The organism is Bradyrhizobium sp. Ses1 (assembly GCF_059512365.1).
This window is the reverse complement of the sequence record NZ_JCAMOQ010000040.1, coordinates 34,118-60,807: the sequence shown is the minus strand read 5'-3', so window position 1 is coordinate 60,807 and position 26,690 is coordinate 34,118. Positions and strand designations below refer to the sequence as shown.

General features: G+C 62.8%; 25 protein-coding genes and 1 pseudogene. 22 read left to right on the top strand and 4 right to left on the bottom strand.

Translation table 11 applies throughout. The features are described 5' to 3' along the window. From AC5ZG5_RS32865 to AC5ZG5_RS32830, 8 genes are read left to right on the top strand one after another with little or no spacing between them, the layout of a single operon-like run. Window positions 1-897 carry a polysaccharide deacetylase family protein gene (locus tag AC5ZG5_RS32865; RefSeq protein WP_456645876.1) on the top strand — a complete coding sequence of 299 codons (897 nt, stop codon included), beginning with the start codon at window positions 1-3 and terminating at the stop codon, window positions 895-897. Then, the gene (locus tag AC5ZG5_RS32860) at window positions 894-1,754 is read left to right on the top strand and encodes a branched-chain amino acid ABC transporter permease (RefSeq protein WP_130226056.1); all 861 of its coding nucleotides are present in this window, start codon (window positions 894-896) and stop codon (window positions 1,752-1,754) included. Before AC5ZG5_RS32865 ends, AC5ZG5_RS32860 begins: the two co-directional genes overlap by 4 nt. Continuing rightward, a complete protein-coding gene (locus AC5ZG5_RS32855; protein WP_456645868.1) occupies window positions 1,751-2,755 on the top strand; it encodes a branched-chain amino acid ABC transporter permease in 1,005 nt (334 codons plus the stop codon). The genes AC5ZG5_RS32860 and AC5ZG5_RS32855 overlap by 4 nt, the downstream gene beginning before the upstream one ends. A 3-nt stretch (window positions 2,756-2,758) precedes the next feature. After that, window positions 2,759-4,018: an ABC transporter substrate-binding protein gene (locus AC5ZG5_RS32850; protein ID WP_456645867.1), complete on the top strand. Its 1,260-nt coding sequence runs from the start codon at window positions 2,759-2,761 to the stop codon at window positions 4,016-4,018. Between the two features lie 59 nt (window positions 4,019-4,077). Beyond that, on the top strand, window positions 4,078-4,836 hold the full coding sequence (locus tag AC5ZG5_RS32845) for an ABC transporter ATP-binding protein (RefSeq protein ID WP_130226059.1): 759 nt from the start codon (window positions 4,078-4,080) through the stop codon (window positions 4,834-4,836). Then, complete coding sequence (locus tag AC5ZG5_RS32840; protein WP_194392549.1) at window positions 4,829-5,533, top strand: ABC transporter ATP-binding protein; 705 nt, start codon at window positions 4,829-4,831, stop codon at window positions 5,531-5,533. Before AC5ZG5_RS32845 ends, AC5ZG5_RS32840 begins: the two co-directional genes overlap by 8 nt. An 11-nt stretch (window positions 5,534-5,544) precedes the next feature. Beyond that, the gene (locus tag AC5ZG5_RS32835; protein ID WP_456645866.1) at window positions 5,545-6,534 is read left to right on the top strand and encodes an amidohydrolase family protein; all 990 of its coding nucleotides are present in this window, start codon (window positions 5,545-5,547) and stop codon (window positions 6,532-6,534) included. 13 nt (window positions 6,535-6,547) lie between these two features. Then, entirely contained in the window at window positions 6,548-7,438 is an 891-nt protein-coding gene (locus AC5ZG5_RS32830; RefSeq protein ID WP_456645865.1) for a polysaccharide deacetylase family protein, read from the top strand. A gap of 21 nt (window positions 7,439-7,459) precedes the next feature. Here the strand turns inward: AC5ZG5_RS32830 and AC5ZG5_RS32825 are convergent, their stop codons facing one another. After that, window positions 7,460-8,242, bottom strand: coding sequence for an alpha/beta fold hydrolase (locus AC5ZG5_RS32825; RefSeq protein ID WP_130226063.1), 783 nt, complete (start codon window positions 8,240-8,242; stop codon window positions 7,460-7,462). 131 nt (window positions 8,243-8,373) lie between these two features. Between AC5ZG5_RS32825 and AC5ZG5_RS32820 the strand changes: the two genes are divergently transcribed. From AC5ZG5_RS32820 to AC5ZG5_RS32800, 5 genes are read left to right on the top strand one after another with little or no spacing between them, the layout of a single operon-like run. Continuing rightward, complete coding sequence (locus AC5ZG5_RS32820) at window positions 8,374-9,051, top strand: GntR family transcriptional regulator (protein ID WP_130226064.1); 678 nt, start codon at window positions 8,374-8,376, stop codon at window positions 9,049-9,051. Window positions 9,052-9,061: 10 nt separating this feature from the next. Beyond that, on the top strand, window positions 9,062-9,931 hold the full coding sequence (locus AC5ZG5_RS32815) for an FAD binding domain-containing protein (RefSeq protein WP_456645864.1): 870 nt from the start codon (window positions 9,062-9,064) through the stop codon (window positions 9,929-9,931). Beyond that, window positions 9,928-10,407, top strand: a complete 480-nt coding sequence (locus tag AC5ZG5_RS32810) for a (2Fe-2S)-binding protein (RefSeq protein ID WP_028168269.1) — start codon at window positions 9,928-9,930, stop codon at window positions 10,405-10,407. Before AC5ZG5_RS32815 ends, AC5ZG5_RS32810 begins: the two co-directional genes overlap by 4 nt. After that, window positions 10,404-12,731, top strand: a complete 2,328-nt coding sequence (locus AC5ZG5_RS32805; protein WP_456645863.1) for a xanthine dehydrogenase family protein molybdopterin-binding subunit — start codon at window positions 10,404-10,406, stop codon at window positions 12,729-12,731. Before AC5ZG5_RS32810 ends, AC5ZG5_RS32805 begins: the two co-directional genes overlap by 4 nt. Before the next feature lie 14 nt (window positions 12,732-12,745). Further along, window positions 12,746-14,119 (top strand): MFS transporter, encoded by a 1,374-nt coding sequence (locus tag AC5ZG5_RS32800; protein ID WP_456645862.1) that lies wholly within the window; start codon window positions 12,746-12,748, stop codon window positions 14,117-14,119. Window positions 14,120-14,510: 391 nt separating this feature from the next. On the opposite strand, the gene AC5ZG5_RS32795 is transcribed toward AC5ZG5_RS32800, so the two are convergent. Then, window positions 14,511-15,410 (bottom strand): IclR family transcriptional regulator domain-containing protein, encoded by a 900-nt coding sequence (locus AC5ZG5_RS32795; protein WP_456645861.1) that lies wholly within the window; start codon window positions 15,408-15,410, stop codon window positions 14,511-14,513. Here AC5ZG5_RS32795 and AC5ZG5_RS32790 point away from each other — a divergent pair. The 5 genes from AC5ZG5_RS32790 to AC5ZG5_RS32770 all read left to right on the top strand — a co-directional run bounded on the left by AC5ZG5_RS32790 (window position 15,403) and on the right by AC5ZG5_RS32770 (window position 20,590). Continuing rightward, window positions 15,403-16,659, top strand: coding sequence for an aromatic ring-hydroxylating dioxygenase subunit alpha (locus AC5ZG5_RS32790; RefSeq protein WP_456645860.1), 1,257 nt, complete (start codon window positions 15,403-15,405; stop codon window positions 16,657-16,659). The two genes, AC5ZG5_RS32795 and AC5ZG5_RS32790, sit on opposite strands and share 8 nt — an antisense overlap. Window positions 16,660-16,668: 9 nt before the next feature. Next, the gene (locus AC5ZG5_RS32785) at window positions 16,669-17,139 is read left to right on the top strand and encodes an aromatic-ring-hydroxylating dioxygenase subunit beta (RefSeq protein WP_456645859.1); all 471 of its coding nucleotides are present in this window, start codon (window positions 16,669-16,671) and stop codon (window positions 17,137-17,139) included. After that, window positions 17,136-18,125, top strand: coding sequence for a PdxA family dehydrogenase (locus AC5ZG5_RS32780; protein WP_456645858.1), 990 nt, complete (start codon window positions 17,136-17,138; stop codon window positions 18,123-18,125). Before AC5ZG5_RS32785 ends, AC5ZG5_RS32780 begins: the two co-directional genes overlap by 4 nt. Continuing rightward, a complete protein-coding gene (locus AC5ZG5_RS32775; RefSeq protein WP_456645857.1) occupies window positions 18,122-19,153 on the top strand; it encodes a 2Fe-2S iron-sulfur cluster-binding protein in 1,032 nt (343 codons plus the stop codon). The genes AC5ZG5_RS32780 and AC5ZG5_RS32775 overlap by 4 nt, the downstream gene beginning before the upstream one ends. A gap of 93 nt (window positions 19,154-19,246) precedes the next feature. Further along, complete coding sequence (locus tag AC5ZG5_RS32770; RefSeq protein WP_456645856.1) at window positions 19,247-20,590, top strand: MFS transporter; 1,344 nt, start codon at window positions 19,247-19,249, stop codon at window positions 20,588-20,590. Between the two features lie 293 nt (window positions 20,591-20,883). On the opposite strand, the pseudogene AC5ZG5_RS32765 reads toward AC5ZG5_RS32770, so the two are convergent. Next, window positions 20,884-21,490, bottom strand: a pseudogene (locus AC5ZG5_RS32765) (transposase); the annotation flags it as partial. Window positions 21,491-21,506: 16 nt separating this feature from the next. Between AC5ZG5_RS32765 and AC5ZG5_RS32760 the strand changes: the two are divergent. Together AC5ZG5_RS32760 and AC5ZG5_RS32755 are read left to right on the top strand one after the other, a co-directional pair. Next, window positions 21,507-22,178, top strand: coding sequence for a cytochrome b5 domain-containing protein (locus AC5ZG5_RS32760; RefSeq protein ID WP_456645855.1), 672 nt, complete (start codon window positions 21,507-21,509; stop codon window positions 22,176-22,178). Between the two features lie 166 nt (window positions 22,179-22,344). Beyond that, window positions 22,345-22,548: a hypothetical protein gene (locus AC5ZG5_RS32755; protein WP_456645878.1), complete on the top strand. Its 204-nt coding sequence runs from the start codon at window positions 22,345-22,347 to the stop codon at window positions 22,546-22,548. A gap of 132 nt (window positions 22,549-22,680) precedes the next feature. Here the strand turns inward: AC5ZG5_RS32755 and AC5ZG5_RS32750 are convergent, their stop codons facing one another. Then, window positions 22,681-24,018 carry an MFS transporter gene (locus AC5ZG5_RS32750; protein WP_456645854.1) on the bottom strand — a complete coding sequence of 446 codons (1,338 nt, stop codon included), beginning with the start codon at window positions 24,016-24,018 and terminating at the stop codon, window positions 22,681-22,683. A 157-nt stretch (window positions 24,019-24,175) separates the two neighbouring features. On the opposite strand from AC5ZG5_RS32750, the gene AC5ZG5_RS32745 reads away from it, so the two are divergent. Then, window positions 24,176-24,931, top strand: a complete 756-nt coding sequence (locus AC5ZG5_RS32745) for an IclR family transcriptional regulator (RefSeq protein WP_028168260.1) — start codon at window positions 24,176-24,178, stop codon at window positions 24,929-24,931. 115 nt (window positions 24,932-25,046) lie between these two features. Beyond that, on the top strand, window positions 25,047-26,642 hold the full coding sequence (locus tag AC5ZG5_RS32740) for an FAD-dependent monooxygenase (protein WP_456645853.1): 1,596 nt from the start codon (window positions 25,047-25,049) through the stop codon (window positions 26,640-26,642). Window positions 26,643-26,690 lie beyond the last annotated feature (48 nt).

The window sequence follows — 26,690 nt, the reverse complement described above, 5'->3', positions numbered from 1 at the left end:
ATGCTGCCCACCGACCGTCTGGCCTATTCGTCAATCGCGGACCGCCCGCGGCTGGTGCTTCCGGATGCAGCGCGCGTCGCCGTCTGGGTGATCGTCAATGTGGAGGAATGGGACCCGAAAGAGACGATGCCGCGAACGGTGTTGACACCGCCGGCCGGTGGCGCGCCGATGCCCGATATCCCGAACTGGGCCTGGCACGAATACGGCAATCGCGTCGGATTCTGGCGCATGCTCGAGGTGCTGGACCGCTTCAATATCAAGGCGGCTCTCGCCATCAATGGCAAGGCGATCGGCACGTATGAGCCGATCGCAAAGGCGGCGCATGATCGGAGCTGGGAATTCATCGGTCACGGCTTCGGCCAGAAGAACATGCAGAAGGTCGCGGATGAGCGCGAGGACATCCGCAAGACGCGGGATGCGATCCGCGCCTACACGAACAAGAATCCGCGCGGTTGGCTGGGTCCCGGGCTGACCGAGACCTGGGAGACGCCGGATATCCTGGTGGAGGAAGGGTTCGACTACGTCTGCGATTGGGTGCTCGACGATGAGCCGGTGGTCCTGAAGACCCGCACGAAGCCGATCGTGAATGTGCCGTACACCCAGGAATGTAACGACGTGGCGATGATGCTGATCCAGCATCACAAGGCGTCGGAATACCGGGATCGTGCCATCGACCAGTTCGACCAGATCTATGCCGATGCCAAAACCTCATCGCGTATTATGGCACTGGTGGTTCACCCTTACATCATGGGAGCGCCGCATCGGCTCAAATATTTCGCGGCTGCAATCGAGCATATCAAGCGTCATCCCGATGCGACGTTCTGGACCGGAGAGCAGATTTACGACTGGTACCTGTCGCAACGTCCGAACGCGCTGAAGGGCCAAGCTCCGGCATGATGGGGATCAATCTCTTTCAGATCCTGAACGGCTTGACCTTCGCGGCCCTGATCTTCATCGTCGCGTCCGGCTTTACCTTGATTTTCGGCTTGCTGCGCATCGTCAATCTCGCTCACGGAGCACTCTATCTGGTCGGAGGTCTCGCCGGCTATTCGGCGGCAAAGGCCAGCGGAAGTTTCGTGGTGGGAGCGTTGGCTGCGATGGCGCTGGTCGCAGCGCTGGGGGCGGTGCTCGACCGTGGCCTGCTGAGCTTCGTGCGCGGCGTCGAATTGCGCCAAGTGCTGCTCACACTCGGCGTCGCGTTCATTCTCAACGACATCTCGCTCGTGATCTGGGGCGGAGACACGTTCTCGGTGCCGGTCCCGGAGGCCCTGAGAGGCGCCATGTGGATTGGCGGCGTGATGTATCCGAAGTATCGCGTCTTCGTTCTGGTTCTCGGCCTGCTGGTGTTTGCCGTGCTGTGGCTGCTCCTCAACAAGACGCGGCTCGGCGCGCTGATCCGCGCAGGTGTCGACGATCCCGAGATGGTCGAAGCCATGGGCATCAACATCCGTCGGGTTTTCCTGGGTACATTCATGCTCGGGGCGGCTCTGGCAGGCCTCGGCGGGGTGGTGGGTGGTGCCTTCCTGACTCTTTACCCGAGTGCCGACGCAGAGATCCTGGTGTTCTCGCTCGCAGTCGTCATCATCGGCGGACGCGGCAGCCTCGTGGGCGCCGCGCTCGGCGCGTTGCTGGTGGGCCTTTTGAACGCGATCGGGCAGGTGATGTTTCCAGAACTCGCCTATTTCGTGATCTTCGGACCGATGGCGCTGCTGCTGGCATTCCGGCCACTCGGCCTGTTCGGGAGGGTAGCGTGAGATCGGCTCCGCTCACCACTGTTGCATCGTCGGCGGCCCGCTCGCTCCGCCAGCCGCGCGCCGTTGGCTGGATCGCGTTGGTACTCCTGGCCCTGACCGTCCTCCCTGCTGTCTTGCCGAGTTACCAGGTGTCCGTCGTCACGCAGGTCTTGATCTTCAGCGTGCTGGCGATGTCGATCGACATTCTCGCGGGCTTCGCGGGGCGCACCTCGCTCGGTCATGGTGCAATTTTCGGCGTCTCCAGCTATGTCGCGATCTACTGGACCTCGACGCTTGGCGGCGACATCTGGATCGGCATCGCCCTCGGCATTCTGGCGGCGACGGCGCTTGCCGGCGTGTTCGCGGCGCTGGCCATCCGCACGTCTGGCGTCTATTTCCTGTTGCTGACGCTGGCGCTCGGCATGATCGTATGGGGCGTCTGCTTGCGCTGGACGACGGTCACGGGCGGCGAAAACGGGCTGCGCGGTGTCGGTCGTCCCGCCTTTATCGCAGACCATGCCAGCTTCTATTACGCCGTGCTGATCATTGTCGCGCCACTGACCTGGCTGATGTGGCGGCTCGTCCACTCGCCGTTCGGGCTCACCTTGCGCGGAATCCGCGATTCCGAAAGTCGTATGCGAAGCCTCGGCTACAACGTTCCGCTCCACCTGTTCGTGGCATTCGTGTTGTCCGGATTCTTCGCAGGCGTCGCCGGCGGCCTCTACGTCTTGTTCAACAATTTCGTCAGTCCCTCGACCGTGCAGCTGTCGCAGTCGGTCTCCGCTCTGCTGATGGCCATCACCGGCGGCGTCGGCACGCTGCTCGGTTCCTTCGTCGGAGCCGCCGGCATCATCGTCCTGGAAAACGCCGTCAGCGCCTACACCGCGCGGTGGCCGACCGTGCTCGGAATCGCCTTCGTGCTCATCATGATCTTCGCGCCGGAAGGCGTGGTCGGCCGCGCGCGCCTTCTGCTCGCACGCCGGCGTTCCCGTTCCTCGAAACCAAATCATTCCGGAGGTTAGACGATGGACCGCAGACGCTTCCTGAAAACGACCGGCCTTACGCTCGCAGCCGGCACCGGCGTTCTATCCGCCCCCTTCCTGGCGCGGGCCCAAGCAGCGCCGATCCGTATCGGACTGATGGCGCCGCAGACCGGTGTCGTGGCAGCCGGCGGCCGCGAGATCATCGATGGCTTTTCGCTGTTCTGGGAGAGCGCAGGCAACCAGGCGGGCGGCCGCAAGGTTGAGATCATCGTCGAAGACGACGCTTCCAATCCGGACACGGCGCTGCAGAAGGCGCGACGCCTCGTCGAGCAGGCGAAGGTGGACATGCTCTTCGGCAATCTTCTGGCCAACACCGGCCTTGCCGTTGCCAACTACGTCAAGGGCAACGGGACGCCGTACTTCATTCCGGTGATCGCGGCCGACGATCTCACTCAGCGCGCCAGGATCAAGAACGTGATCCGCGCCGGCGGTTACAGCGCCAGCCAGTTCTCGCGGCCTCTTGCGGACTGGGCGCTGAAGCAGGGCTACCGCAGGGTCGCGATGATCTCCCAGGACTACACGTTTGGCCACGAGCAGTGCGGCGGCTTCGCACAGACTTTCACGGAAGGCGGCGGCACGGTGGTCGGCCAGTTCTGGCATCCGCTGAACACGTCCGATTTCAGCCCCTATCTTGGTCAGGTGGCGGGTGTGAAGGCCGACGTGGTGTTCGCGATGCAGACCGGCGCAGACGCCACGCGCTTGATCCAGCAATATGCAAGCTTCGGTCTGAAGGATCAGATACCGCTGCTGGGATCGCAGAATGCGACCGACCAGTCGGTCATCCGGACGATGGGCGCCGAGTGCGAGGGGATCGTCACCTCCGCCCATTTTGCCGAGGGCGCCGATCTGCCGGCGACCCACGCGTTCGTCAAGACTTATTCCGACAAGTTCAGCAAGATCCCCTCGCTTTACGCCTTTTCGCATTATGTCGGCGCGATGTGGGTGGCCAAGGCGATCAACGCGATCAACGGCAAGGTCGAAGACCGCGATGTCTTCCTCGACACCGTGCTCAAGACCGACCTTCCGGACAGCCCGCTCGGCAAGGCGGTTCGCTTCGACGACTACGGCAATCCCGTTTACGACGTCGTCATCCGCAAGACCATGAAGAACAAGGACGGCAAATTCTGGAATGTCCCGATCGGGGGTTATCCGCAGGTGTCGCAGTTCTGGAAGTACGACCCCGCGACTTACATGAAGCAGCCGCCCTATTCGCGGGATTTCCAGGGCATCAAGAAGACCTGAGACCATCAAAGACGGCCGGCTCGCCGGCCGCTACGTTCCGCCTGTTGACGAGAAAGCGCGTGCCGGACACTATCCTCAAGCTCGACCACGTCGGCGTCTCCTTCGATGCGTTGAAGGCGGTTGACGACGTGACCCTGCGGGTCAAACGTGGCGAGCGACGAGCCATCATCGGCCCCAATGGGGCCGGCAAGACCACGCTGTTCAACGCCATCACGGGCGTGGTACCTCCGACGTCCGGCCGCGTCGAATTCGATGGATGCGACATCACGAGGATGCCGCCTCACCGCCGAGCCGCTTGCGGCATCAGCCGCACCTTCCAGATCACCAATCTGTTTCCGAGCCTGACGGTCGAGCAGAACATGCAGCTCGCGCTTTGCGGCCTGACGCCGCGCAAGTTTTCGTTGCTCGGTTCGGGCGGGCTGACCGATACCGAACGCGGCCAGGCTGACCGCGCCCTCGGTTTATCGCGGCTCGGTCCACGTGCAAGATCGCTGGTGAGCGAATTGTCGTATGGCGAGCAGCGCCAGCTCGAGATGGCGATGGCGCTGGCGCCGAATCCCCGGCTGCTGCTGCTCGATGAGCCCGCCGCCGGCCTCTCGCCGGCCGAGCGTGTCATCGTCGCCGACGTCATCCGCAGTCTGCCGGCGGAGATCACCATCGTCCTGATCGAGCACGATATGGACCTGGTGCTCTCCCTGGTGGACTGGGTGACCTGCCTCAACAACGGCCGGTTCCTGGCCGAGGGGGCACCGGCAGAGATTCGCGGTAACGTTGACATCCAGGACGTCTATCTCGGCAAGGCGCACCGTCATGCTTGAGATCCGCGATCTTCATAGTTTCTATGGCGAGGCCCATGTGGTGCAGGGGGCTTCGCTCACGGTGCGTGACCGCGAGGTGGTCGCGCTGCTCGGCCGTAACGGCATGGGCAAGACCAGCCTGATCCGCTCGGTGATGGGCTTGTCGGCGCCCCAGGTGCGCCGGGGCAGCGTGGCGTGGAAGGGCGAAGTCCTGACCGGTATGACGTCGCACGAGATCGCCGGGCGCAAGATCGCGCTGGTGCCGCAAGGGCGGCGGCTGTTCCCCTCGCTCACCGTTACCGAACATCTCACCATGATCAAGTCCGTCCGCGCTCGCGACGGCTGGACCGTCGATCGCGTCATGGAGCTGTTCCCGCGGCTGGCGGAGCGGCGCCAGCACCGCGGCAACCAGCTCTCGGGCGGCGAGCGACAGATGCTCGCCGTGGCGCGCGCGCTGATGATCGACCCTGAACTCATCCTGATGGATGAGCCCTCGGAAGGACTGGCGCCGGTCATGGTCCAGCATCTGGAAGGGATCATCGCGCGGCTGAAGGAGGCGGGTCTGGCGATTCTGCTGGTCGAGCAGAACCTCTACAGCGCGCTTGCGGTCGCAGACCGCGTCTACGTCATCGAGACCGGAAAGATCGTCCACGAGGCGGATGCGTCGGCTCTGGTCGATAATCCCCAATCGCTGATACGCTTCCTCGGCGTGCATTGAGGCCCGACTGCATGAAGATCGACATCCATAGTCACGTCATTCCCGATCGCATCGTCAGCGCCATCGCCGCCGATCCCAAGCGCTTCCGTGCGCGTGTCGAAGGCGAAGGTGCTGCGCGCAAGATCATTCATGACCAGGGCTACGTCTATCCCTTGTTCGAGGAATTTCGTCAGACAGAGGCCAAGCTCGCCGCCATGGACCGCAAGGGCATCGAGATCTCCGTGATCTCGCCGGCGCCGCCAATGTTCTATTACTGGGCCGATGCCGATCTGGCGCTTGAAGTCGCCGGCCTCGTCAATGATGGCGTGGCAGACATGGTCGGCGTCCAGCCCGCCCGATTGCGCGGCATGGCGACTGTGCCGATGCAGCATCCGGATGCCGCCGTCGCCGAACTCGAGCGCATCGTTCGCGCCTACGGGTTCAGGGCGGTGGAGATCGGCACCTCGATCGAAGGCGCGCAGCTCGCCGAGGAGCGCTTTCGTCCGTTGCTGCGCCGCGCCAGCGAGCTCAACGTCTTCGTCTTCGCGCATCCTTATTATGTCGGGGCCAAGAGCGGGCTCGAAAACTACTATCTCACCAATCTCATCGGCAATCCGCTGGACACGACGATAATGCTGGCCAATCTCATGTTCTCCGGCCGGCTCGATGAACTGCCCGACCTGAAGCTCGTCCTGGCGCATGGTGGCGGCTTTGCGCCCTACCAGATCGGACGGCTCGTCCACGGACACGCGGTGCGCAGCGAAGCCAACGGCATCAGCAAGTCCTCCCCGAAGGAGCTGCTCAAGCGGATCTATTTCGACAGCCTCGTTTTCGAGCCGCAGGCGCTGCGTTACCTCATCGACCTTGTCGGCGCCGATCACGTCTGCATCGGAACCGATGCGCCCTTCGATATGGCCGATGCTGATCCCGGTGCGACGATAGACGCGGTTCCCGCGATCGCACCGCAGGAACGTCAATGCATCTGCTGCGGCACGGCGCTGAAGCTGCTGTGCGAAGGTTGAAAGAGAGGAAGAGATGTCCGAGCCCGTCGGCAATAGTCTTCGCAACCGGCTGTCCTACAGCCCGATCCACCGTAGACCGGCGCTCAAGCTCCCTAACGATGCGCGGGTGGCGGTGTGGACCATCGTCAATGTGGAGAACTGGAGTCCTAACGGTGCGATGCCGCGCGCTGTGCTGCCGCCGCCGATGGGGCAGCCGCTGCTGCCTGACGTTCCCAACTGGGCCTGGCACGAATACGGCATGCGCGTCGGTTTCTGGCGATTCCTGGAAGCGCTGGGCAGCCGGAATCTGAAGGCGACGTTCGCGCTCAACGGCTCCGTCTGCGAGGTTTATTCCGAAGCATGCGAGGCGGCGCGGGACGCGGGATGGGATTTCATGGGGCACGGCTTCGTGCAGAAGCCGATGCACAAGGTCGAGGACCAGAAGTCGGCGATCGCCGACACGATCGCTGCGATCACGAAATTCACCGGCAGGCCGCCCCGCGGCTGGGAAAGCCCGGGCCTCACCGAGACCGACGAGACGCTGGACCTGCTCGCTGAAGCCGGCATCGAATATGTCGCCGATTGGGTGCTCGACGAGCAGCCGATTCCCCTGAAGACGCGCCACGGCGACATCATCTCCGTTCCCTACACGGTCGAAATCAATGACGTCGTCATCAGCGCGGTACAGCAGCAGCCCTCAGACGAAATCCTGCGCCGCGGCCGTGATCAATTCGATCGGCTCTATTTCGATGGCGCCAAGGCGCCGCGCGTCATGGCCATTTCCATCCACCCTTATCTGACGGGTGTGCCGCACCGGATCAAATATCTCGAGATGCTTTACGACTACATTCTCGGCCACGACGGCGTCGTGATGTGGACCGGGGCCGAGATCCTCGATTGGTACCGCTCACAGGTGCCGGGATAGGACGGCGCCGGTGCGGGCCTGTCATGACAGGAAATCTTCGATCGACCGAATGAAGGCCTCCGGCTGCTCGAGGGGCGGACAGTGCCCGCATCCCGGCAGTTCACGATAGGACGCGCCAGGGATCTTGTCGGCCAGCAACCGGCAGAGGGGAGGCGGGGTGGCGGCATCGAGCTCACCGCACACGACGCGCGTGGGCTTGCGGATCGCGCCGAGCTGCGGCGTCAGGTCCGCCGTCATCAAGCTGCGACAGGCCGCGATGAAGCCGTGGGGATCGATGCCGAGCAATACGCGTCGCCGCTCGTCGACGGCACCGGGATGCGCGGCGAGATAAGACTCGTGGAAGACGCGGCTGGCCGAAATCGTCGCGACCGAACCGATACCCTCGTTCGCCACCTTGGCGGCCATCAGTTCAAAGGCTTTGCGGCCTTCCGGCGGAAAACCGGCAGCTACGTCGGAAAGGACGAGCTTGCCGAACTTCGCGCCGTGCCGCAGCGCCATCGCGACTGCAACCGTGCCGCCGAACCCGTTGCCGATCACCACGGTCTGTTCAGACAGGCCTTGGGGTGTGAAGAGTTGGGCGAGATGATCTGCGTAGCCCTCGATGCCCGGCGGGATGCAGGCCGAGCCGTGGAAGCCGGGCAGGTTCACGAGGGTGACGCGAAAACGCTGCGTGAGCCAGGGCAGGACGGGATTGAAGGCCGTCCGGTCCGCCAGAAGCGAATGAATGACCAGAAGATCGGGGCCCGAACCCGCCTGAACCGCCGTCAGGCGATCTGCGGCAAGGGTGACTGGTTTGAGCTCCACGTGCGACCCCTTGGAATATTATGGCAAGAAAAAATCTAGCCTAGACCTACCCCGATCTAGCTTATTTGAGCACAGACGGAAAGTATTTTCAGTGGCTTGTCAGTCACGGCAAGAAGTCTATAATATATCAGATGAACGAAATTCCCTACCAGCTGATGCGCTCTGATATCTACGGTGTTCTCCGCCGGGAGCTGTTGAGCTGCGCCATCCGCCCCGGCGCCGAGATCAGGGACGCCGAGATCGCCGAGCGTTTCGCGGTGTCCCGCTCGCCGGTCCGCGACGCGCTGCTGCGGCTGGAGGCTGAGGGGCTGGTGGTGATCAGCCCGCGCAAGGGCTATCGAGCCGCGCCGATCTCGATTGCGGACGCGCGCGATCTGTTCGAATTCCGCGCTATCCTCGAACCTGCCTGCGCGGCGAGCGTGGCATCCGAGGCGACCGATGAGGCCCTGCGTGGCCTCGATCACTTCCGCTCCATCGACGGTTTCGCTGCTGGGGTAGCGGAGGCCGAGCCGACCTTTGTGCAATACAACCGCGAATTTCATCTGGCGATCGCGGGTCTGTGCACGAACCAGCGCATGCGGGACGCGGCCATCGATCTGATCGAACAGTTCGATCGTCTCGTCATTGTGAGCATCAGCAGCAGCGAGGCCGGCGGCCAGCAGGAGGCGCTGATCGCCGAGCACTGCGAGATCATCACGGCGCTGCAGGCGCGCGATGGCAAGCGGGCGGGGCGCATTCTGGCGCGCCACGCCGGCCGCGCGCGCAAGCGTGTGTTGTCGGCGCTCTCGCGCTCGCCGATCGTGCCCTAGGGAGCCGGCGATGAAAGCGCCTCCGTTCGCCTATCACGATCCGCGCAGCCGCGATGATCTGATCGGGTTGCTCGCAGAGCTTGAGAACGCCAAGCTTTTGGCGGGTGGCCAGTCGCTGGTGCCGATGTTGAATTTCCGTGTGGTCGCGCCCGACCACGTGATCGACATCAACCGCATTCCGGATCTCGCCGGCATCCGCCTTTCCGCGGACGACGTTGTGCTTGGGGCCATGACGCGGCAGTGCGATCTGCACGCATCCGCGGAGCTCGCCGCAACGGCGCCGATCATTCGCCAGGCGCTGGCTCATGTTGGTCACTTCCAGACACGTTCACGCGGCACGATCGGAGGAAGCTGCTGCCATCTGGATCCAGCGGCGGAATTGCCGGCCCTGTGCGCGCTGCTCGACGCCGAGTTCGACGTCGCGGGGCCAAACGGCGCGCGCATCGTGAGGGGCGGCGACTGGTTCAAGGGCTATCTCGAATCTGCGCTCGAAGAACGGGAATATCTGCAGTCGATAAGGTTGCGCCGCTGGCCGGCCGGCCACGGCTACGGTTTCAGCGAATATGCGCGCAGGCGCGGCGATTTCGCCATCGCCGGCGCGGGTGCGCTGCTCGAATTTGCGGAAGATGCTCGCATCGGGCGCGCTGCGATCGTCGTGTTCGGTGTTGAGCCTGCGCCGATCAGGCTGGTTGAAGCTGAGCGGATGCTGGTGGGGCAGACATTCAGCGAGGCGCTGCTGGCCGAGGTGGCCGCCCAAGCGAGCGCGCTCGATGCGATGGCGGATGTGCATGTCTCCGCCGCTTATCGGCGGCGCCTTGCCGGCGTCGTGACCCGGCGCGCGCTCGCCGAGGCCGCCCGCCCCGCGAGGGAAGCGGTATGAGCGCCCGGAAGATCCATCTGACCGTCAACGGCGAAGCCGTCGAGGCCGAGGTCCAGGCCCGCGTCAACCTTGCCGATTTCCTGCGTCAGGCCATCGGGCTGACCGGTACGCATGTCGGCTGCGAACATGGGGTGTGCGGCGCTTGCACGATCATCGTGGATGGGCGGCCCGCGCGCGCCTGCCTGATGCTCGCCGTTCAAGCCGATGGCGCGAAGGTGGAGACTGTCGAGAGCTTGGGAACGCCAGAGTCGCTCTCGGAGCTCCAGCAGGCCTTCCGTGATCGTCACGCGCTGCAATGTGGCTTCTGCACGCCGGGCATGTTGATGACGATCGAGGCTCTTCTGCGCGTCGAAGCTTCGCCGACGCGCGAGCAGATCAGGGACGTGCTGTCGGGCAATCTCTGTCGCTGCACCGGCTATCAGGCCATTGTCGATGCGGCGCTGGATGCAGCCAAAGCGCGCAGGGGGACGCGATGAGCACGCGCTATTTCGGCGCCGCCGTTCCGCGCCTCGAAGATCCCCGTCTTCTCACGGGCAGGGGGACCTATGTCGACGACGTCGTCCTTCCCGGCATGCTGCACGCCGTCTTCCTCCGTTCGTCGGTCGCGCACGGCCGGGTCAGGAACCTCGATCCGTCGGCTGCGCTGTCGATGCCGGGCGTGCGCGCGGTCTATGCGATGGCGGATTTTGCCGGCTTCGGTTCAGGGCCGATGCCGGCGATGGCGCCTCATCCCCTGCTGAAGAGCCCGGTTACCTGCAGCCCGCTTGCCGTTGACGAGGTTCGCTATGTCGGTGAGGCGATCGCTATGGTTCTCGCCGACAGCCGCGCCGAGGCCGAGGACGCCCTGGCCGCGGTCGAACTCGACATCGAGCATCTCCCGGTGGTCGCAAACGCACGCCAAGGCGTTGCGGACGGCGCGCCGCGGGCCCATTCGGGCCGGGAGAGCAACGTGATCGCCACGCTGCGCGGGTCTCATGGCAATGTCGACGCGGTCTTCGCCGCAGCGGCGCATCGGTTCAGCGAGACGTTCGAAATCCATCGCGGGGGTTGCCATGCCATGGAATGTCGCGGCGTTGTCGCGGCGCCGGAGCCCCGATCAGGCGAATTGTCGCTCTGGACCTCGTCGCAGTCGCCCTACATGGTGCGGCGGCATCTGGCGACATATCTCGGCCGCGATGAAGCCGATATTCGCGTCACGGCGCCGGACGTCGGCGGCGGGTTCGGCCCCAAGGCCAATGTCTATCCGGAAGAATTCGCCGTCGCGCTTGCCGCGCTCGCCTGCGGCCGTCCGGTCAAGTGGATCGAAGACCGGCAGGAGCACTTCCTTGCCACCACGCAGCAGCGCGACCAGTTCTGGTCGCTGGAGGTCGCCTGCGATGCGACCGGCCGCATGTTGGGCGTACGCGGCCACTGCATTCATGACAACGGCGCCTATGCGCCTTATGGACTCATTCTGCCGGCCACGGCCCTGGCGTCCTTTCCGGGCCCTTACGCCCTTGCCGCGTTCGATCTGTCGATCGACGTCGTCCTGACCAATCTGGTGCCGACGTCGCCAGTGCGGGGCGCGGGCAGACCCAACGCCGCCTTCGTGCTGGAGCGCCTTGCCGATACCGTTGCCCGACGTTTGAATCTGCCGCGCGAGGAAGTGCGTCGCCGCAGTTTTGTCCGCGCCGAGCAGATGCCCTATGTGACGGGCGGAAAAATGCGCGACGGCTCACCGGTCGCATATGACAGCGGGGATTACGCGAAGGCGCTGTCGCTCGTGCTCGACAAGATCGGTGCCGCCGGCTTCGCGCGGCGCCGCGCCGAAGCTGCGGCTCGCGGCCGTCTGCTTGGACTCGGCTTTGCGTCCTGCGTCGAGGACACCGGCCTTGGGCCGTTCGAGGGCGCCTCGGTCCGCGTCACGCCGGCCGGCAAGGTTGTAGTCGCGACGGGCGCTGCGAGCCAGGGCCAGGGGCATGCGACGACGTTGGCCCAGATCGCCGCCGATGCGCTTGGGGTCGATCTGTCCCAGGTGACCATCAAGGCCGCCGACAGTCGCATCTTTCCGCTTGGGATCTCCACGATCGCGAGTCGCGTGGCCGTCACCGCGGGGTCTTCGGTCGAGATCGCGGCGCGCAAGGTGCGCGACAAGGCGATCAAGGTTGCCGCTCACATGCTGGAGGCGGGCGAGCACGATCTGGAGATCGAAAACGGGCAGGTTCGCGTGGTGGGCGTGCCCGACATGAACGTGCCGTTATCGACCATCGCGCGGGTTCTGTCCGGCTCCGCCGGCGTGCCCATCCCCGCCGGCGTCGAGCCGGACCTGGCGGCGACCGGCTATTTCGAAGCGAACCAGCTCGCCTTCGCCTACGGGTCTCAGGCCTGCGAAGTCGAAATCGATCCTGAAACCGGTGATACCCGGATCACCCGCTACGTGGTCGCGCATGATTGCGGAAGATTGATCAATCCGCTGATCGTCGATGGCCAGATCAGGGGAGGGGTCGTGCATGGCATCGGCAACGCCTTGTTCGAGCATATGCGGCACGACGAGGCGGGGCAGCCGTTGACCGCGACCTATGCGGATTACCTGCTGCCAGGCGCTGCCGAGATGCCGGATATTGAGATCCATCACATCGAGACGCCGTCGCCGCGCAATCCGATCGGAGCCAAGGGCGCCGGCGAGGGTGGCACGATACCCGCGGCGGCCTGCGTGATCTCCGCCATCCAGGATGCGCTCGGACCAGAAGCGCTCTTCGTCACGATGCATCCGCTCTCACCGGAGCAGATTGTGGAATGGATCGACCAAACTAGAAAATAAAACAGGGGGAAACGATGAGTGTAGTGGCAGAGACGACGGCTTTGACGGCCGCCTCAGCAACGATGTCGGTCCAGTCGGGAGCCAGGCTCGACCGTTTGCCGATTTCAGCGTTCCACACACGAATATTCTGGCTGATCGGGGCCGGGATGTTCTTCGACGGCTACGATCTGTATGTCGGCACCAGCGTGCTGGGCGCCACACTCGCGAGCAAGTTTTCGACCCTGGCGCAGAATGCGCAATTCGTGTCGGTCACCTTCATGGGCATGACGATCGGCGCTCTAGCCGCGGGTTTTCTCGGTGACTCCTATGGACGGCGCTTCACCTACCAGTTCAATCTGCTCCTGTTCGGGATCGCTTCTCTAGGGGCCGCGTTCGCGCCGTCCATGGAATGGCTGATCGCAGCCCGACTGCTGATGGGACTCGGCCTCGGCGCCGAAATCGTCGTCGGCTACTCTTCGCTCACGGAATTCGTGCCCCCCGCGTCGCGTGGCAAGTGGCTGGCGCTGATGGCCATGATCGTGGTGAGCGGCCTGCCCGCCACGACCCTGTTGGGTTCGGCCCTGATTCCACTGGTCGGCTGGCGCGCGATGTTCCTCATCGCCGGCGCTGGCGCGCTGTTTGTCTGGTACCTCAGAAAGGCCTTGCCGGAATCGCCGCGCTGGCTCGAAACCAAGGGTCGTACCGAGGAAGCGGAAGCCATCGTCGCCGAAATCGAGAAGGAGTGTGGTGCGTCCGCCTTGCCGCCATTGCCGCCCCCCGCCGCGGTCAAGAGCTTCAGCGCGGCGGAATTGTTCGGGCCGGTCCTGCTGCCCCGCTTGATCCTCGGGTCGATCGTTCTGATCGTGATCAATACCCTGATCTTCGGCTTCGTGACTTGGCTGCCGACCTTCTTCGTTCAACAGGGCATGACGCTGACGAAGTCGTTCGCTTATACTCTTGTCATGTCGTTGGCCGCGCCGATCGGTTGCGCATTGGGGAGTGTCCTGGCGGACCGTGCCGGCCGACGGCCAACGATCGTCGCCGGATCGGTGTCCACGATCGCGTTCGGCCTGATCTATCCCATGCTTTCCGATCCCGTGGCCTTCGTCGCCATCGGGTTCTGCCTGCTACTGTCAATCTATGTCCTGGTCGCGCTGCTCTACGGCGTCTACACCCCCGAATTGTTCCCGACCGAAGTCCGGCTCCGTGCCAACGGCATTTGCAACATGCTCGGGCGCGGTGCGACTATCGTGTCTCCGTTCATCGTGCTCGGATTGTTCAGGGCCTATGGCATAGGTGGTGTGACATCCCTGATGATCGGCCTTCTGCTGATTCAGATCGTCGCGGTGATGGCTTGGGGGATAGAGCCGGCAAAACGGGGGTTGGAGGAGCTCGCCGACGGGCGCTGATTGTTTCGCTGTCCCGGCGAGGGCGCTGATCGGCCGCGCAAGCCGCGGGCGCTCGCCTTGGGGGCCTGCTTCACCTTTGGATTTTCATCGTTGGGATAAGCAACTGAAATCGCAGCAAACGTGAACGCGCTCCGAGCGCCAATAGGATGTCGTCGCTATTGCACTTCTATGCATGGCGGCCGCTTCACTGGCGTCGCCGGCGCTTTCGGCCCTGCTGACTTAGATTGACCAATCTCGGCGTGGCCGTTGGCTGGGTACGCACAGCAAAACTCGGCTATTGGTCTCGGCATCAGCAATCTTCTTGGTGACAAACTGCCAACACTTCTCTTGTGCGCCGAGCGGACTGAGATGGGCGCATGACCGCCTCCGGTGTTCTAACGGCGGGAAGCCTTCAGCGCAGCTCCTTCAACGGCCGGGCGATCTGGTTCGCGCAGTTGAGTAGCACAGGTAGCAGACGTTTGCGCAGATCGTTGACTTTGACGCGGGCCGTGGCCGCACTCACACTGACGGCGGCGACGATGTCGCCGTCCGCGGCAAGCACCGGGACGGCCATTGATCTGATGCTCGGCGCCAGCTCCTCGTCGCTGATCGCATAGCCGTTCTTCGCTGCGGTCCGGATCGCAGACAGAATGTCCGGGATAGTGGTCAGCGTCCGCGGCGAGCGTGCGCTCATCGGTTGCCGGCTCAGTCGTCGCGTGATGTCGTCATCAGTATGGCCGCCGAGCAGGATGCGGCCTGTCGCCGAGCAATAGAGCGGAAGATAGGCGCCGACGCGAACGCCGGTCTGGACGTAGTGCTCGGCTTGCGCGCGCGCAATGAAGAGCGATTGATTGTCGTCCAGCACCGCCAGCGAAATCGATTCCGCGGCTTCATCGCGGGCGCGCTCCAGCAGCGGCTGTGCGATCTGCACGAGCTTATCGCGGTCGGACATCACGCCGCCGAGCCTGCGAAGACGAGGAAGAGGACGGAAGTCTCGTCCCGACAGCTCGAGGTAATTCAACTCGACCAGGGTGAGGAGGCATCGGCGCGCGGCTGCGCGTGTAGCGCCTGAAGCGCGCGCGGCGTCGGCGACGCTCATCACGGGGTGAACCGAGAATGCCTCGATGATCGCGAGGCCTTTCGCGAGCCCCGCCATCCCTTCACGTCTCTCTTGGGTTTCCGCGATCGCCATAGCTGAGCTCACCTTGACAGCCGTTTTAGAGTGGCTCAAGGTGTTCGAAATAAAGACACTTGTTCGATATTCGAACAGATCGAACGTGAAGTCAAGCGTGAGGGAAGCGCTGATGAACAAGATCGTTTTGCCGCCGGAACGAGCAAATCTGGTCAACTGGCCGGAGGGGCTCACCCGCGTTCCGTATTGGGTGTTCCAGGATCAATCGATTTACGCGGAGGAGCAGCGCAAGATCTTCCAGGGGCCGAATTGGCATTATCTCGCGCTGGAAGTTGAACTGGCGGAGCCGGGCGATTTCCTCACGGCGCACATCGGCGATACGCCCGTGATCGTAACTCGCGACACCGACAATGAAATCTACGCGTTCGAAAACCGATGCGCCCATCGTGGCGCGTTGATCTGTCTGGAAAGCCGCGGCAAGCATCGCAAGGATTTCAGCTGCGTGTATCACGCCTGGAATTACGACCCGCAGGGCAATCTGACGGGAGTCGCCTTCAAGGACGGCATCAAGGGCAAGGGGGGCATGCCCGACTCGTTCAAGATGGAGCAGCACGGTCCGCGCAAGCTGCGCATCGCGATTATTCACGGCCTGATCTTCGGTTCATTCTCTGAGGACGTGCCGTCGATCGAAGAATATCTCGGCGAAGAGATCTTGAACCGCATCGAGCGCGTGCTCGGCGGTCGCACGCCCGTGGTGCTCGGGCGCTTTACCCAGGTGCTTCCAAACAATTGGAAGCTCTATATGGAGAACGTCAAGGACTCCTATCACGCCAGCATTCTGCATCTTTTCTTCACGACATTCGAATTGAACCGGCTGTCGATGAAGGGCGGCATCATAGTCGATGAAAGCGGCGGGCACCACGTCAGCTATTCGGCGATCGATCGCGAGGCCGAAAAGGACGTGGATTACGCCAAGCAGCAGTTGCGCTCGGAGAGCGAGTACAAGCTCGCCGATCCCAGCTTGCTGGAAAGTTTCGACGAATATCGCGATGGCTGCACGCTGCAGATTTTGTCGGTGTTCCCGACCTTCGTGCTGCAGCAGATCCAGAACGCCATTGCGGTTCGCCAGATCGTGCCGCGTGCGGTCGACAGGACCGATCTGAACTGGACCTATCTCGGCTTCTCTGATGATACGCCCGAGCAGCGCCTGACACGTATCAAGCAGGGCAACCTGGTTGGGCCGGCCGGATACATCTCGATGGAAGATGGCTGTGTCGGCGGCTTCGTGCAGCGTGGCGTTGCCGGCGCAAGCGACGATCATGCTGTCCTCGAGATGGGCGGAGCCGATGCCAATAGCAGCGAGAGCCGGGTGACCGAGGCGTCAGTGCGCGGCTTCTGGAAGGCGTATCGCGCCAACATGGGACTCTGAGGATACGCGATGACCAGCAGCGTTCTGCAATATATCATCGAAGCGCAGGCGAAGTACTCGCGCTGCATCGATGACGATCGCCTCGAGGAATGGCCGAGCCTGTTTCATGGCCCGTGCCTCTACAGGATCACGACCGCATCGAATTATCGCGAGGGGCTCGAGGCCGGCATCGTGTTTGCCAACTCCCGCGGCATGCTGATTGATCGCGTCTCGGCGCTGCGCGAAGCCAATATCTATGAGCGGCAGACTTATCGTCACATCCTCGGACAGCCGTCGATCTTGTCGGAAGACGGAGCAAAGGTGCGTAGCGAGACCTCCTTCTTGGTGGCGCGCATCCTGCAGGATGGCGACACATCGATTTACGCCACCGGTCGCTATTTCGATGTCTATGAGATCGCGGACCGATTGGCGCAACTGCAAGAGCGGACCGTCGTATGCGACAGCTCCCGGATCGACACGCTGCTGGCGCTGCCGTTATGACCTCGAGAGCTGTTGCGCTGACCATTGGCGATCCCAATGGGATCGGCCCTGAAATCGCGGTGAAGGCTGCGGTGCTGTGTGCGGAAGCGCAGCCCGGCTCATCTCCAATCCTGGTTGGCGACGAGCATGTCATCCGCTTCTACGCGGACAAATTCGCACCCGGCCTGACCCTGACGCAGGCCGGGGCATCCACTGACAAGCGGCCGTTGCTCTATCATCCTGTTGCCGCGCTTGACCCAAGAGCCTTCACGCCTGGACATGGGCGTGCGGAGGGTGGCCGCGCCACCGTCGCCTATGTCGAGGCGGGACTCGACCTAATGAAAGTGGGGCGGGCTCATAGCATCGTGGCTTGTCCGCATTCCGAAACCAATGTCAACGCTGCCGGCATCAGGTTCTCCGGCTATCCGAGCCTCCTGGCACGGCTGAAGAAGGTGCCGGAGGATGAAGTGTTCCTCATGCTGGTCGGTGCGGGGCTGCGGATCGCTCATGTGACATTGCATGAGCGGCTTGCCGATGCGCTTGAACGGCTTACGCCAACGCTGATCGAGCGCGCTATTCGCACAACGATCGATGCCTTGAAGAATCTCGGCGTTGCACGCCCCAAGCTTGGTGTGTTTGGCATCAATCCTCACGCAGGCGAGGGCGGGCTTTTTGGCGACGATGACGATCGCATCGTCAAGCCGCTGGTCGAGCGACTGAAGGCGGAAGACATCGATATCGAGGGGCCGGTGGGCGCCGATCTGATGCTTGGTCAGCAGGGCTTCGATGCGTTCGTGGCGATGTATCACGATCAGGGACACATTCCGATCAAGCTGCTGGCGGGCCGGAATTCGGCGGCGATTTCGATCGGTGCGGGCCTGATGTTTTCAAGCGTCGGCCATGGCAGCGCCTTCGACATTGCGGGGAAGGGCATTGCCGATCCCACGCCCGTCCTGCGCTGCATCCAGCTCGTCGCAGGTGCCAGTCAATTCAAGGCAATCCCATGACCCACACAATCGCAGTCGAAGGCGCCGACATCAACTTCACGTGCCATGACGGCGAAACCATTCTCGTCGCAGCGGAGCGTGCGGGCTACACGATGCCCTACTCCTGCAGAAAGGGTGTCTGCGCATCCTGCGAAGGCTTTCTGAGCAAGGGCGATGTCAAACAGCGCTCGAAGGAAATGACCGGTCCGGCCGGCAAAGTCCTGTTCTGCACGGCCACGGCCAAGAGCGATCTCACCATCCGGCCGCGCCGCATTCAGCGTCATGATCCGTTGGCGCGGAAGAAAATCCAGGCGCGGGTGTTTCGCATGTCGCGCCCGGTCGATGATGTCGCCATCCTGCAGCTGCGCTTTCCGGCCAGCATTCGTGCCAAGTTCAAGGCCGGGCAGTATCTGCGCATCCGCATGCCGGATGGCGACGAGCGCAGCTTCTCCATGGCTAACGCGCCGCAGGAAAGCGACTGCGTTCAGCTCCACATCCGGCATGTGCCCGGCGGCGCGTTCTCCGAGAGAGTGCTGGCTTCCTTGGAGCTCGACGACGAGCTCGAGGTGGAGGTGCCGTTCGGCGATTTCTACCTGCGCGAGGACGATCAGGCGCGCTACGTATTCGTCGCGACCGGTACAGGCTTCGCGCCGTTGAAGTCCATGCTCGATGACATGATCCGGCGGCGGCTCAACCGCGAGGTACGTTTCTATTGGGGCGGACGCACCGCCGCCGATCTTTATCTCGCGGAGACCTGCGAAAAATGGGCGAAGCGCTATCCGTGGTTCACGTTCATTCCGGTGCTGTCTGAAGCTGACCCGAACTGGGCGGGACGTCGTGGACTGGTTCACGTCGCGGTACTCGAGGATCTTATCGATCTGTCGGACCGGCACGTCTATGCCTGCGGGAATCCGATGATGATCGAAGCCGCGCGCAATGAATTCACGACGCGCTGCGGATTGCCAAGTGATCGCTTTTACGCCGATGCGTTCATCCCGAGCGGATCATCCGACCCAACATTGGTTCAAGTCTTGCAAGCTGCCGGCTGACAATTCTGCGCGCTCTTCGTGTCGGCATAGCCGCGCCGTTTCAAGATCAAGAAACAAATTGGACCAAATCATTTGGCCAGCAAAGGTGAGGAAATGAGCAGTACGGAGGTTGCTTTTGACGTCCCATCCTTCATCAATTCGCGCCGCACCGGCGTCACGCAATACGGGATTGTGGTGTTATGCGGACTCGTCATGTTTCTCGATGGTTTTGACACGCAGGCCATTAGCTACATGGCGCCGTCGATCGCAAAAGAGTGGGGGCTCTCTCGAGAATTGCTCGGGCCGATCTTCTCGTCGGCGCTGACTGGATTGATGGTGGGCTATCTGCTGGTATCGCCGTTATCGGACTGCTTCGGCCATCGCAAGCTTGTGGTCATATCGACGTTTGCGTTCGCACTTCTGACGTTTGCCACCGTCTTTGCAACCAATGTCACTGAATTAATGGCGCTTCGTTTCGTTACCGGTACTGCGCTCGGCTCGGTGGTGCCAAGCGCCATCGCGTTGACGACCGAGTTCAGTCCTGCTCGCTTGCGCGCCACCTTCGTGCTGGCGATCTATTGCGGCTTCTCGCTAGGCTTCGTCGCAGCCGGCGCCGTCGCTGCGTGGGCTATTCCTGCATACGGCTGGCACTCGATGCTGTGGATCGGCGGCGCGGCGCCCATGCTTGTCGCGATCCTGGCGCTGATGTTCTTGCCGGAGTCGATGGATTTCCTCATTCGCACCAAAGCGAAGCCGGATACAGTCTGGCGCGTGGTGCGCCGGGTGGATGGCGCGCTGCCGGTGGAGGGACCGACAAAGTTCGTCACCGAGGTGGGCGAGCGGCGCGGCGCAGTCGGAAGCCTGTTTTCGTCCGGGCGCGCAGCAGGAACGCTGGTGATCTGGATCGTGTTCGTGCTGAACCTTGCGGAGTTCTACGCGCTGCAAAGCTGGCTGCCATCGATGCTGACGAATGTCGGCCATTCCCTCAGCACAGTGGCGCTCGCTACCACCATGACCACCGTTGGTGGCATCGTCGCCGCATTCGCGATCGGACCGGCGATGGACCGCATTGGGCCCTATGGCTCACTTGGCACTGTTTATCTGGCGGGCGTCCTGTTCGTTCTGTCGTTCGGCTATTCGATCGACAAGCCAAGCTGGATCATGATCGTGGCTGGGTTCTGTGCCGGGTTTTGTGTCAGCGGCGGACAGAAGAGCGTGATCGCGTTGGCGGCGATTTATTATCCGACCGCGATCAGGTCAACCGGCGTGGGTTGGGCGCTTGGCATCGGCAGGTTAGGGGGCATTGGTGGCCCGCTGTTGATCGGCGCGTTGCTCGCGTACCACTTGAGCCCTCAACATATTCTCTATGTTGCCGGGATCCCGATGTTGCTCGCCGGATTGCTCATCTTGCTGCTTGGCCATTGGTATGGGTGGGACGCAGCCAAGGGAGAAGGTTGAGAAGACCTTCCTCAACCTCCTTGTGTCCCAGAAATCTGTCGGAATGTGCGAACGGGCGGTTGGATCAGAACCGCCCGTTGCTGGAACTGAGCCCGTTGCACCCAAAGGCGAGAGAGCCTGTAGCAGAGCGAGGGACAGCTCCGGCGTCTTCCTCAACCCGAAAAGTTGCAAGGGCTTCGAGCCCGGACCGAGCAAGGAAGGGAGTGGATGACCGATGGCGACGTGGGGCAGAGGCCGGCGTTCCGCCGCCGCGATCCTGACGCCCACATCATCGAGCTCTATTACGACACAGAGTCGACCAGGTAGTTCGTCGAATAGGCGAAACGCTTGGCCGCCGTGCGCCCCCCGTCGCGCCGCCGGGTCGGAGGGCGATACGAACTTCGGGGTAACCTCGGTCGCGGCTCCGAAAGCGGCATCATCGAGGACAGCCAGATACTCATCAATTGCTCGGCCGGTAGCCTCCGGCGGAAGTCCCTTATCGCCTTCGATCCCCTTCTGCCGATTGGCATCGGCCTTGATTAGGCTCGCATCGACTGCAAATCCTTCACCGCCGACCAGTCGTTCCTCGATGCAGCGGCGTAGCACGCTCTCGAACACGCGACGGAAGAGGTCGCTCTGCCGGAAGCGGCCATGCCTGTTCTTGGAGAATGTCGAATGATCCGGCACCGCCCCATCCAGACCGAGCCGGCAGAACCACCGGTAGGCCAAATTGAGGTGAACCCCATCGCACAGGCGCCGCTCCGATCGGATGCCGAAGCAGTAACCGATCAGGAGCATCCGGATCATCAGCTCGGGATCGATCGAAGGCCGACCGATGCTGCTGTAGAAAGGCGCCAAGTCCCGCCGGACCTGTTCAAGGTCGACAAACCTGTCGATCAACCGCCGTATCTGTCTGCTCGGGGACGCAGCGCACCCGATGCTTCCCACGTTTGGCCAGGGTGCCGCGCAGTCCTTCGAGGACGCCGCCGCGATCGCCTGTGCCTTCGCCCTGCACAAGCGCGATGTGGCTACAGCGATGTTGCATTACGAACGCGTGCGGCATTACCGCGCCACCCGCTTCCAACTCGGATCCAAATTTGCCTTCGATCACTTGCGGGCCAAGGACACCGCTGCGCGGAAGGCGCTACTCGAGACGCTCGACGAGCGGAGGAGCCCGGTCTTTGCCCACGACAAGCGCGGCGGTGATGACGACTCCTGGATCTACGCGTACGACGCCCGCAATATCGGCACCGAATTGCCTTCCAAGAGGCTAGGACCGTGGGACTTCCGCCGAGCCGCCAAGGCCAACTACGCCGCGATCACCTCCAAGCTCTGGAAGCCAGCTGCTCCCGCCAAGGGTACACGCCCGGTCACGCGCGAAGAGGTCGCCCTGCATAACACGCGAGACGACTGCTGGATCATCATCTCGGGAAAAGTTTACGACATCACCGAGTGGGCATCCCATCACCCTGGTGGCGCTGGAATCGCCCGAATGTACGCCGGCAAGGAAGCCACTGCCGAGTTCGGTGACTACCACAGTGCAGAAGCCGTCGCGCACATGGCTCATTTCTGCATCGGAGACCTCGTCGAGGCTCCAAGCTTGCCGTGACTGGCATCTTGCTGTGACCAGACGTGATGGGGCACTGCTCGCAACTCGCTCAGGCACGTTGCGGCTGCGAGGCCCAAAGGTGAACCCGGTGAGCGCTTTGGGGGCGGGCGACAGTTTTGTTAGCAAGTGTTTTGGCGAGGCCTGCTGTCTCGAAAAGAGGAGTCTCATGTTGATGGTGCCGAGCGTCATCGCGCCGGTGGACCACAACACGCTAATCAATCCGGCCCACCCGGAATTCCGTCACATCACCACGGCAGTGCACGAGCCGGTGTTTTGGATCGCCGGCTTTCCGCCGCCGTCATCGGGTCGTGAAAGGCGGATGGTTCGATCGCAGGCTATCGTTGGGGCGTACAGCGCAAGCGACCTCTGATCAATTCGGAGGGAGTGGCATAATCCCTTATGTATACGGGGTCGATGCGTTCGACCGAGACGGTGTGCGGGAGGCGCGGCTTGGGGAGTTTCGAGGAAACACGTCAGGTAGGTGCATGCCGGCCTTGGGCGTTCAGCGGGGCACGGAACGGGCCAGGAAAAGCGCTGCCGTCGCGGCGATCAGCGCCGGAATGGCGGCTACGGCAAACAGCGGCTGTGGTTCCATGTTACGGGCAAGCATGAGGCCGCCGATCAAAGGACCGACGATCGAGCCGATGCGGCCGATGCCTAGCGCCCAGCCCACACCGGTCGACTTGATCGCGGTCGGGTAAAACGTTGCAGTCAGCGCATTCGAGGCGATCTGCCCGCCGACGATGCAGAATCCGGCAGCAAAGATCGCGACGGTGATGAGGCTCGTCGAATGACTGCTCAAGCCGATCGCCGCTACCGCGACCGCAGCGCACAGATAGGTGAGCGCGAGCGCGCGGAACGAGAAGCGGTCGATAAAGTGGCCGAGCGCGAAGGTGCCGACCACGCCACCGACCTGCAGCATCGCGCCGATCGCCGCGGCAACCGACACCGAGACACCGAGATCATGAAGCACCGTCGGCAGCCAGTTTGAGAGAAGATAGAGATCGAGCAAGCTCATGAAGAATACGATCCAGAGCAGTAACGTGACGGCGCTCCGCTGCTCTGTGAAGAGATGGACCACCGGCAGGCCGGCCAGCTTGGGCTCCTGCACGGCGAAGCGGACGTCGCCCGCAAACGTCGCCTCCGGCGTGATGCGCCGCAACAACCCGGCGACCTCGCGATCGCGCCCGCCCGTCAATGCGAGATAGCGGATCGATTCCGGCAGCGAATGCACAAGAACTGGCACGAGCAGGAGCGGCGCGATGCCGCCGACCAGAAACACCGAGCGCCAGCCAAAAGCGGGGATCAACGCAGCCGCGAGCAAACCGCCGAGCGCCGCGCCGACGGAAAATCCGGCAAACATCGCCATCACCATGGTTGCTCGACGGCGGTGCGGGCTAAACTCGGAGGTCACTGCAACCGCGTTTGGCATCGCGCCGCCGAGGCCGAGACCGGTGAGGAAACGGAGCGCCATCAACCATGTGGCATCCTGGGCCAGCATGGTTAGCAGGCTGCCGATGCCGAATGCAGCGGTGCTGGCCACGATGATCCGCTTGCGGCCGATCCGATCGGCGAGCGGGCCGAAGATCAAGGCGCCGATCATCAGGCCGAATAATCCGGCGCTGAACACTGGTCCAAGCGCATCGCGCGGCAGCTTCCATTCTTGCGCCAGGGCGGGCGCAACGTATCCGATGGCCTGCGTGTCGAATCCGTCGATAAAGAGCACCGCCGCACAAATCAGCAGCACCTGAATTTGAAATGTGCCGACCGGCTGTCGGTCGATGTAGCTGGGGACATCGACGACCATCGGGTTGGACTCCTCGTTCACGCCGGTGGCCATGGTGCGATTTCCTCCTGGCGGATCCAAATGTCCCACCGTCTTCTATTTTGAAATCTCTTATAGTGAGATTATGTCGAAGACAATCCTGCTCCGATGTCCCATTCCCGGAAGCGCGGGACCGCGGTACAGGACGGGCGACATTGGAACGGATCGACAGGTGGAGAAGAGAAACAGCCAAGACCGGGTGCTCGCCGTGCTGGAACTGTTCAGCGAAACGCGCCCGCTCTGGACGCCGGACGAACTGATGCGCGAACTCGGCTACACGCGTCCGACGCTCTACCGCTATCTCAAGAGCCTCAGGGAAAGCGGGCTGTTGATGTCCGTCCGTGGGGGCCGCTTCGCCCTCGGGCCTAAAGTCGTCGAGATGGACTATTTGAACCGGCGCGCAGACCCGCTGGTCGCCGCCGCCGCGCCACATCTGGAGCGTCTCACCGCGGCGCATCCCTGTACCGCCCTGATTGTCCGCTGGTATGGCGACAAGATGCTCTGTGTTGCTTCGCAATCGTCGGCGCCCCATCCGGTGAGCAGCTATCCGCGGGGCCGACCGATGCCGATGGGTCGCGGCGCGATTGCCCGCTCGATCATGGCATTCCTGCCGAAACGCAGTCTGGTCCCATTGCTTGAGCGTTATGCCGATGATCTTCGCAGCGTCGGCCTCGGTGCGACGGCCGAGGAAATCGCAGTGGTGCTGAAGCGCATCCGAAGAGCGGGCGTCGCGGTCGCCTTTGGTGAAGTGACCCCCGGGGCAATCGGCATCGCCGCTCCTATCCTCGATGCAAACTATCCGGTCGCGAGTCTCTGTCTCACTATCGCTGGCCAGCATGCGAATGGTGGCCTGATTGATCGGATTAGCGGGGAAGTGCGCCAAACGGCCAACCTGATCTCTGCCGAGATCTTCGAGGAAAATGGATAGAAATCTCAAAATATGAGATTTTAGCTTGACCTGAGCCGCGATGCTCTGCATTGAATTACGGTCCCCCTGCGGCCGGCATTGATCGACTAGCAGTGCGCAAGTGAGGTCGGTGCGAATGCAGAGTCCGGGTAAAGCTGTTCCGGTGGTGATCGTCGGCGGAGGACCCGTCGGGACCGGACTTTCAATCGATCTCGGTCTGCGGGGCATCAACTGCATCGTTGTCGAACGCTACAGCGAGCCGCAGCCGATTCCGAAAGGACAGAATCTCACCCAGCGTACCCTCGAGCATTTCCATTTCTGGGGCGCTGAAGGGGAATTGCGCGCCGCCCGAACCATACCGAGTGATTACGGCATCGGCGGCATGACCAGCTACGGCACCTTGCTGAGCGGTTACCGCTACGACTGGCTACAGCGCGAACTCGTGCGGCCGTTTTATTTCTGCGACAATGAGCGCCTGCCGCAATACGCCACCGAGGCGGTGTTGCGCCGCAGGGCAGCGCAGATCCCAAACATCAATACCTTGTTTGGCTGGACCTGTGAGCGGATACATCCCGACGAAGGCGGGGTGGATGTCGAAATCACCAATCGCGACGGAAACAGGCGAAGCTTGCGCGCCGACTATGTCGTAGGTTGCGATGGGAGTCGATCGATCGTGCGCGACCAGGCGGGCATTCGCCAGACCAGGTCCGACCACGACCGCTTGATGGTGTTGCTCGTATTCCGTTCGACCGGCCTGCACCGGCTGCTTGAGCGCTATCCCGGCAAATCGTTCTACAACGTGCTGCATCCGGAACTCGACGGCTATTGGAAATTCTTCGGCCGTGTGGATCTCGGCACCACGTGGTTCTTCCATGCGCCCGTTCCCGCCCACACCACGCGCGATAATTTCGATTTCCGACGACTCCTGCACGAGGCCGCCGGTGCGGAGTTCGAGATCGAGTTCGATCATATCGGCTTTTGGGACCTACGCTTTGCGCTGGCCGACAGCTATCGCGCGGGCCGTGTCTTCATCGCCGGGGACGCGGCGCACAGCCACCCCCCTTACGGGGGCTATGGGATCAACAGCGGGCTGGAGGATGCCGTCAACCTGTCCTGGAAGCTCGCGGCCACCCTGCAGGGCTGGGGCGGCTCCGGCCTGCTCGACAGCTATGACGCGGAGCGGCGGCCGGTATTCGCTTCGACCGCGCGCGACTTCATCGAGAAGTCGATCTTCGATGATCGCGATTTCCTGCGCCGGCATAATCCATCGGTTGACCGCGCCGACTTCGAAGCGGCCTGGCGCGAGCGACAGTCCGGCGCGCGCACTGAAGTCAACGCTTTCGAGCCGAATTATGAGGGCTCGCCGATCGTGTTCGGGCCGCCGGGTGCCGTGAGCAGTGCGATCGGTTCGCATGGCTATGCGGCCCGCGCCGGTCACCATCTCACGCCGCAGCCTTTATCCTCGGGCAAGAACATCTACGAAGAACTCGGCAGCGGCTTCACGCTGCTTGATCTCGGCGCGCCGAACGCTTTTGTGCAGGAATTCCGGCGCGCAGCCCACAGGCTGCGCCTTCCGCTCAAGGTGATCCAGGACAGCCGTGCCGACGGCCGGGAGCGTTATGACGCTTCGCTCGTGCTGGTCCGTCCCGATCAGTTCGTTGCCTGGGCGTCCAACGAGGGCACCGGCGATCCGGCCGATAGCCTCCGACGAGTTGTGGGTGGCGATCCATGAAATCGGACCGCCTCCAGGCCAGAACAAGAAACTGAAAAGCCGAAACCG